At 65.9% G+C, this 6957-nt stretch carries 7 protein-coding genes and 1 pseudogene; 2 read left to right on the top strand and 6 right to left on the bottom strand.

Annotated features, from left to right (window positions below):
* Positions 1-54: 54 nt before the first annotated feature.
* From Y705_RS0100935 to Y705_RS22590, 4 genes and pseudogenes are all read right to left on the bottom strand, one after another.
* Positions 55-774, bottom strand: coding sequence for a hypothetical protein (locus tag Y705_RS0100935; RefSeq protein WP_216698688.1), 720 nt, complete (start codon positions 772-774; stop codon positions 55-57).
* A 366-nt stretch (positions 775-1140) separates the two neighbouring features.
* Positions 1141-1455: a DUF8189 domain-containing protein gene (locus tag Y705_RS22845; protein WP_253908426.1), complete on the bottom strand. Its 315-nt coding sequence runs from the start codon at positions 1453-1455 to the stop codon at positions 1141-1143.
* Between the two features lie 221 nt (positions 1456-1676).
* Positions 1677-1976, bottom strand: a pseudogene (locus Y705_RS22840) (M64 family metallopeptidase); the annotation flags it as partial.
* Positions 1977-2110: 134 nt separating this feature from the next.
* On the bottom strand, positions 2111-2452 hold the full coding sequence (locus Y705_RS22590) for a M64 family metallopeptidase (RefSeq protein WP_026531513.1): 342 nt from the start codon (positions 2450-2452) through the stop codon (positions 2111-2113).
* Between the two features lie 388 nt (positions 2453-2840).
* On the opposite strand from Y705_RS22590, the gene Y705_RS0100905 reads away from it, so the two are divergent.
* Together Y705_RS0100905 and Y705_RS0100900 are read left to right on the top strand one after the other, a co-directional pair.
* Positions 2841-4058, top strand: coding sequence for a S8 family serine peptidase (locus Y705_RS0100905; protein ID WP_026531512.1), 1218 nt, complete (start codon positions 2841-2843; stop codon positions 4056-4058).
* A 6-nt stretch (positions 4059-4064) separates the two neighbouring features.
* Positions 4065-4295: a hypothetical protein gene (locus tag Y705_RS0100900; protein WP_026531511.1), complete on the top strand. Its 231-nt coding sequence runs from the start codon at positions 4065-4067 to the stop codon at positions 4293-4295.
* Between the two features lie 21 nt (positions 4296-4316).
* Here Y705_RS0100900 and Y705_RS16325 read toward each other — a convergent pair whose 3' ends face one another.
* Positions 4317-5345, bottom strand: coding sequence for a hypothetical protein (locus tag Y705_RS16325; protein WP_049822061.1), 1029 nt, complete (start codon positions 5343-5345; stop codon positions 4317-4319).
* 1 nt (position 5346) lies between these two features.
* The coding region (locus tag Y705_RS22020; RefSeq protein ID WP_026531510.1) for a hypothetical protein at positions 5347-6957 on the bottom strand (1611 nt) is incomplete at its 5' end.

Raw genomic sequence — 6957 nt, 5'->3', positions numbered from 1 at the left:
ATTTGGATAGCATCTGGAGTCCTTTGGTTGCGGTTGTCGGGTCGGAACCGCCGGTTACGGCGGGTTGGCGAAGAGCGGCAGCACCTTGGCTGCGGCATAAAGGCTGTCGATCGCGGCCGCAGTCGGCTGGCCTGCGCCCAGCACGCTGCTGGGGAATGCAACCGCCACGGCGAACGGCCGCGAGGTGGGTCCCAGCACCGCGCTGCTCACGCCCGGGGGCTCGCCCGCACCGACGTTCCACAGCTGCCGAGCCGCCACCAGTCCCGCCGTCAGGTCAAGCTCGTCCTGTATGACGATCGCGATGTCGATCGCCACGTCGATCGCGTTGGCGGCGTCCTGTGGGTCGAAGGGTGGAAGCTCCTTGAGGCGAATATCCGCGAGGAGATACGGCCCGGACTGGCGCAGCTGGTCGAGCGTGGTGATCCGATGCGTCTCGAGGAACTCGTCCATGTCAATGTAGCGAAAGCGGCTCTCAAAGTCGGCGAAGCTGGTGATGTCCTCGATCGTCCCGATGGCCACCGTATCGATACCGGCGCCATCGCTCTGGAGGACAGCTGTAACCATCACCCTGGCCATCAGGTGTGCCCACAGCCCGAAGCCTGTCCGGGTCACTTCACCGCGCAGGTCGCCGAACTCGGGAGCCGGTTGCGTGACGGTCCAGGTGCCGGTCATCCGGTCCCGTCCCGGCACGAGCACCATCGGCTCCACCTCAAGGACCGTCAGTTCCTCGATGTGGTCGACCTGCGCGGACTGGTTGTCGAAAACCGCCGCCACCAGCCGCTCCAGGTGTGGGTAGGGCGCTCCGGCGGGACCTTTAAGGATAGTCGCGAGCGCAGTGGGATTGTGCAGCTGCAGGAGAGCGCGATCAGTGAATCCGGACACTGACGACCCCCCTGGTTTCCAGAGTGGCAAGGGCCGGGGTGGAGTGCCGCAGTGCGGTCAGATGAAGATGGAAATCAATCATCGGTGTGTCCGCCATAACTAAACGAGATGATGCCGGCGAGCGGTGGGATTATTCCCCGGTCCAAGTATGTCTGAGGGGTGTTATCGAGGTGTTATCGTGGCGTTACCGGTACGGCTCGATCAGCAGTGAGCGTATCGGATTCCCGACGGGTGCGAACGCCTTCGCCACCCGCCCGATCAGGTGAGACCCAGCTGGAACCAGCCGGCCCAGCCCGAGCGGGCGTTCCACCAAATGGACACGATCTTTCCGTCGGGCGCCGTGGTGAACAGATTAAGGTGATCAGCGTGCCGGGCGAGGACATTCACTGTTGATCCGGTTCGGGCCACCAGCGTGCCCAACTGGAACCAGCTCGACCAGCCACCGGAGGCACTCCACCACGCGCTCCAGACCCGGTTGTCGGTGCCGACCGTGAACAGGTCAAGGTGACCCGCATAGCGCGCGACGGCGGTGACTGGGGAGCCGGCACCGCCCGGCGAAGCGTACCCGCCCATGAGGTGGAACCAGCCGGCCCAGCCACTGCTTCGATCCCACGAGTCGGATAAGTGCGCCCATCGGAGGCTACTGCGAACACGTTCAGGTGCTCCGGATACCGGTCCACCACGGTGATCGGCGTTCTGGCGCGGGCGGTCAGGGCCGCCAGCGGTCCGATCCGGTTCCAGATGACCTGGCGGCAGATCCTGCAGAACGGCACGCCGAGGTTAAGCATCTTGCACGCGAATTCCGGCCGGAAGGCGCCGCAGTGGTAGTAGTGTGCCCCCTCGAACGTGCCAGCGGTGCCAGCCGGGATGGGGCTGGGACGGGAGTCCTCGGTGCTGCAGTCGGGATTGGTCATGGTGGGAACCGCGGTGACCGGATCGACCGCCCACCGCCACTCGAGCGAGGCCCGGTTCCTCTTGATGGTGACGTTGGGTTCGCCCGGCTCGGGGCCGGGATGGTGGTCCTGCCCGGTTTCGTCGTCGCCGGCGTAGTAGTAGGGATATTCATCCGCGAGGCCGAACGCGGTGTGCGCCATCTCGTGAATGCCGATTTCGGTGGCGCTGTCCGCCACGGAGTAGGTCCCGATCTAGCCGCCGCGGCCGCCGTAAATGGTGGAGTTGGCAATGACGAGCACGGTGGTGAATGCGGGAACCTGGGCCGCGGCGACCGTCAACGCGGTGGCCGCGTTGCACAGCAGCAGCCGCCGGATCCCGTTGCCGCATCGAAGTACGTGCGCGCGATAGCTCCGGTGCCGCCGGCGGATGCCGGATCGTCGCCACCCGTATCCGTCGAGGACACGTTCACCCGGAAGATGTTGATCGCCGGGGCGAGCTCGTTGAACGGCGGGGTGCCGAGGAACGCGTTCGCGAGCGCCGTGCAGGCAGTATCGAAAGCGGCTTGTTCACCGGCTCGGAAACCGTCGCCCAGGAGCACGACGTTGAACGCCCGGTTGCGGGGCGCCGAGCCCCGGATCTGCGTGGTGCCAAGAACTGAACCGTCCGAAGTGGTCATCGCTGATCACCCCGCCCCTTGATGGCGAAGCTGGTGATTTCGGTGATGACGGGCCCGCCGGGGCCCTGGTCTTCCCCGTCGCCGGGCGGCTCCAGCCCCCGAGTGCCGGGCGTTTCGACGTCGATCAACGCGATGGTGCGGGCTGCGCCTGGCGCCGGAACGACGACGGTGAACGCCCCGTGCGGCTTGTCCAGGGTGACCCGGGCGCTGGGCTTTCAGTCATGGCAGGTCCCTCTTCTCGGCAGCATTGGCGAGTCCTGTGCCAATGGTCCCGGGGGGATCGTTACTGGGCGTTATTCCCGTGGGTTTTCCGGCCCGAGTAACAGCTGAATAACACGTTCGTGGATACATTGAAGCATCATCCCCTAACGCTCCGAGGTTGAGTGCCATGATTGAATCTGATTCTTCCGGCAGCCGGTCCAGCAGACAGGAACCGGAAACCACTGGACGCTTCATCGTGGTTTTCGCTGATTCCGAGCCGGACCCGCCTGCGTTCCTGAGGTCCGCGGCCGGTCTGTCCAACGTGGCGGATTCCCGTGATTTCGGCAGGGGCCGAGTGGACCCTGCAGAAACCCGGGACGCGGATGCCACCGTCTTCGCTACACTTGGCGTCGCCGTCGTGACGCCCGACCCCCAGCAAAGGGGCGCCCTCCGCGCCTCGTCAAACCAGGCCAACGTGGTGTCCGTCTCGCCCGAACTGATCCACCATGTCCTCTCCGACACGCCCGGGGGCGACGGCTCGGCGTCATTCCAGGACACGGCGCAGTTCACCTGGGGCCTCCAAGCCGCAGGGGCGGCTGCTTCGCCGTGGACCGGCAACGGAATCAAGGTGGCGGTCCTCGATACGGGATTTGATTCCACGCACCCCGACTTCGACGACCGGCAGGTCACCGTCGAATCCTTCGTAGCCGGCGAAACGGCGCAGGACGGGCATGGCCATGGAACCCACTGCGTGGGTAGTTCCTGCGGTCCGCGTACCCCGTCCGAAGGGCCGGGGTACGGGGTCGCCTGCGAGGCGGAGATCTTCGCGGGGAAGGTGCTCAGCGATTCCGGGTCGGGAAGCGACGGCGGAATCATCGCCGGTATCGAGTGGGCGGTGGTAAACGGTTGCGCGGTGATTTCCATGTCGCTGGGAGCCGACGTCCAGCAGGTCCACCCGCCGTACACTGTCATCGGGAAGCGGGTGCTCGACCAGGGATCATTGATCATCGCCGCAGCGGGAAACAACGCGGACCGGCGCCAGCACGACTTCGGCTTCGTCGGCGCGCCGGCCAACAGTCCGTTCATCTTGGCCGTGGGAGCTCTGGATCAGCAGTTGGACCTGGCGTATTTCTCGTCGCGTACCCTGCCGGTGCGCGGCGGGCAGGCCGACATTGCCGGACCCGGCTACCAGGTGTACTCATCCTGGCTGATGCCCGACCGCTACCACACCATCAGTGGCACCAGCATGGCGACGCCCCATGTCGCTGGCGTTGCGGCACTGTGGGCAGAGGCGACCGGATACCGGGGGAGGGAACTCTGGTCGGTCCTGATGCAGGAAAGCCACCGGTTGATGGCGCCGTCGGTTGATGTGGGATCCGGGCTTGTCATGGCGCCGCAGGAATAGGACCGGATGAAGCTCACCGTGACAGTGAAGGAAACGCACCGCTCCGCGATTGACGATGTCGCGGGGCAGCTGCGTTCCTGCGGAATGAATATCGACCGGGTGCTGGGTGTTCTCGGCATGATTACGGGTTCGGCGCCGGAGAACTGTCGCTCCGCGCTCGAGGCCGTCGAAGGGGTTGCCGCCGTGGACGAGGAACTGCCTTATCAGCTGCCCCCTCCGGGAAGCGATATCCAGTAGCAGCGACGCCGGATGGACCTTTCACACGCCGGCGTCGGTGGTACTCCCGGTCTTGCCGCCGATATCGTTGAGCACCGTCTGCGCCTGGCGATCCACCAGGCCGGTGAAGAGCTGCTGGGCGGCACCGAAAGTGATGGCCCAAGCGACGATCTGGGCCGAAGTGTCGAGGTCGCTCAGGCCGGGCACGAATCCGCCGCGCATCAGCTGCAAACCGAGCACCGCGGTCAGGGCCCCGGCCGGCAATTTCAGGATGGCAAGGGCCAGGGGCAGTCCATACGGGGTGGAGGTGCCCCGGACATGCCTGAGGGACGCCGCTCCGGAAACTGCTGCCGCGATGAGCCCGAAAGCTTCGATGAAGAGCACATCCCCGCGCCGGGGATCGTCTCCGGTGGGGCAGGCCCGCCCCTCGGTCGGCTCGAAGCACAATTGCAGTTCATCGGGCCGGAACCAACCGGCGACGGCGAGCGCAGCAGCCAGAACGGTCAGTACCAGCGCGCTCATGATCAGTACGTTCCGGAAACTGCGCACGCGCGAGAATTCCTCACGTGATTCGACGCAGGCCGCCCGGAAAGCCGATACCACCATCAGCCGGGCGTCGTCGTCCAGCGGTGTTGCAGGCACTGCCTTGGCGGCCTTCTCGATGGCCACCCGTTGCGGATCCGTCCGCGGCAGGTGCAGGCGCACGTGGGCCTGGATGTTCGGAAGCTGTGACTGCACGAAGCCGACCGGCGCCCTCAGTAGCAGCGCCACCTGCGCGGCGTCCAGATGGCTCAGGACGCGTTCGACCACCGCGCCGTTGTACGAGGTCTGGATGGCGGGAGACTTTCGGGCGGCGACACGGGTGGCTTCGTTCAGGTGCCAGGTGATCGCGCCGTCCAGCACCGCTTTGCCCGCATCCGCTCCGGCGTCGATCCCCGACGCCGGGTCCCTCAGGGCCACCCACGCCGAAAGAGTCCTCAGCTGGGCCGCCGTGGTGAGCGCCTGCTCGCGCCAGGTCCGGTTGGTCGGCAGTCCCAGGGGAAGCTGGTCCGGCAGTTCGGGGGCCGTCACCCTAGACCTCCGGCAAGGAGGTTCTGGCTGTCGGGGTCTCAACTGTCCATCCGTGACGGGTCAGCGCATCCATCACCGGGCTGCTGGTTTCCGGCGCCAGCTGCTCCTCCGGGAGGGGACCGGTGGAGGCGGGAACCTGCACGTCACTGGGCTGTGGCGCGGCCATGCGCGTTACCGGGGCCGTCCCTGCCGGTTCGACGTCGGCAACACGGGACGGCACCGGTGCATCTCCGGCGGGTTCGCGGGCAGCTCCCGGGCCGGCATCGAGCAGCGGGGAGTGCGGTTGAAAGCGGGTACGCTCAGTTGCTTCGCTGAGCCGGAGGATCCGGACCATGACGGATGTCATCGTGGCCGTGTCGTCGTCGAACCCTCCGTGGGTGGTAGCGCTGGAGCTGCTCGCCGGCGGTCCCTGGCTGGGCGAGAACACCAGGTCGGCCGAAGGAGACTTCAGCACTGCGGCCAAGGTCGACCCGTCGAACGGGCTGTCCACGAACCGCTCCATTCCCAGAAGCGGCACCTCCCCGCCTCCCCGCCCTTCCGCGCCGTGCTCCAGGGCATGCGAGACCAGATAGAGCAGTGATTTCTGGTAGATGTTGAACTTCCCGGTCCCGACGACGTCGTTCAATTCCTGCGGGCCGCGGAGACTGAAGGACGCGAAGTTCTTCACGTGACCCGATTTGAGGTGCGGCAGCACCAACCGTTGAAAGTCGTCGATCCGAATGGCCGGCGCAAGCCAGGCCATCGAGGTGATGGGAACCCCTTCGTCCTTCAGTCGTGACAGGAGGTGCGCCGTGAAAATGGATCCGGCGCTGTGCCCCACGATGTGGACTTCAAGGGCCCCGTCGAGCTTTTCCGCATAGCGGCCCAGCCGCCGTGCCAGCAGGGATGCGCCGGGGAGTTTAGCCAGACCATCCGTGCCTGCTCCGTTCCGCGGCCATTCCACCGTCCGGGGGAGGGGCTCCGAGGCTGCCGCCGCGTTCTCCTTCATTTCGGTCCACATCCACCGAATGTTCGCCCGGGCGAATTTCTCGACGAACCGGTCAGCCTGCTCAACCAGATCGAACCCGATACCACCGAAGGGCAGTTTGCCGCGGATCATGTCTCCGAGATGGTTGATCATCGTTTCCACGGGGCCGCTCTGCCAGGCGAAACTGATCGGATACACCTGGTTGTTCAACCACCAGTTCAGCTGGGCCTGTGCTGTTGACAGCCCGGACCGTTCGTCCACGAGACCGCCGTGGGCATAGAGGACCACACGGCGCACCGCTTCTTCTGATCCGGTGGAACTCCCCTGCCAGAATTGGTGATACTCCTCCATCCGCTGGAATATGCGTTCAAGCTGTGCCGGGCTGCTGGTGAAGCGGCCGGTGGCGCAGAGCCTTCCCTCGTTGCCCAGATTGACCACATGTCGTGAGAGTCGGACCAGGTCCGGTCCGGGCCCCTCGGCGAGCACACCCGCCGTCGCATCCACCACCTTTGCACGGTTCCTGGTGCGGACGATGGCCGGAACGCCGGGCCGCGCGACCCAGGCGTCGTAGGCGGACGTGAGCCAGTCGTCGTAGGGGAGCGTTGCAAAGCCGCCAAATCCCCACTCCGCGCCCCAGCTGTTCTG

The organism is Arthrobacter sp. H41, from assembly GCF_000520535.1.
Classification (GTDB): Bacteria; Actinomycetota; Actinomycetes; order Actinomycetales; family Micrococcaceae; genus Arthrobacter_D.
The sequence above is the reverse complement of the archived record's forward strand: the minus strand, read 5'-3'. Positions and strand labels throughout refer to the sequence as shown.

What these genes read in the sequence shown, in the direction of transcription:
- Y705_RS22590 (WP_026531513.1), bottom strand. Translation starts at nt 2,452, where the DNA reads ATGACCACTTCGGACGGTTCAGTTCTTGGCACCACGCAGATCCGGGGC.
- Y705_RS0100905 (WP_026531512.1), top strand. Translation starts at nt 2,841, where the DNA reads ATGATTGAATCTGATTCTTCCGGCAGCCGGTCCAGCAGACAGGAACCG.
- Y705_RS22845 (WP_253908426.1), bottom strand. Translation starts at nt 1,455, where the DNA reads ATGGGCGGGTACGCTTCGCCGGGCGGTGCCGGCTCCCCAGTCACCGCC.
- Y705_RS0100900 (WP_026531511.1), top strand. Translation starts at nt 4,065, where the DNA reads ATGAAGCTCACCGTGACAGTGAAGGAAACGCACCGCTCCGCGATTGAC.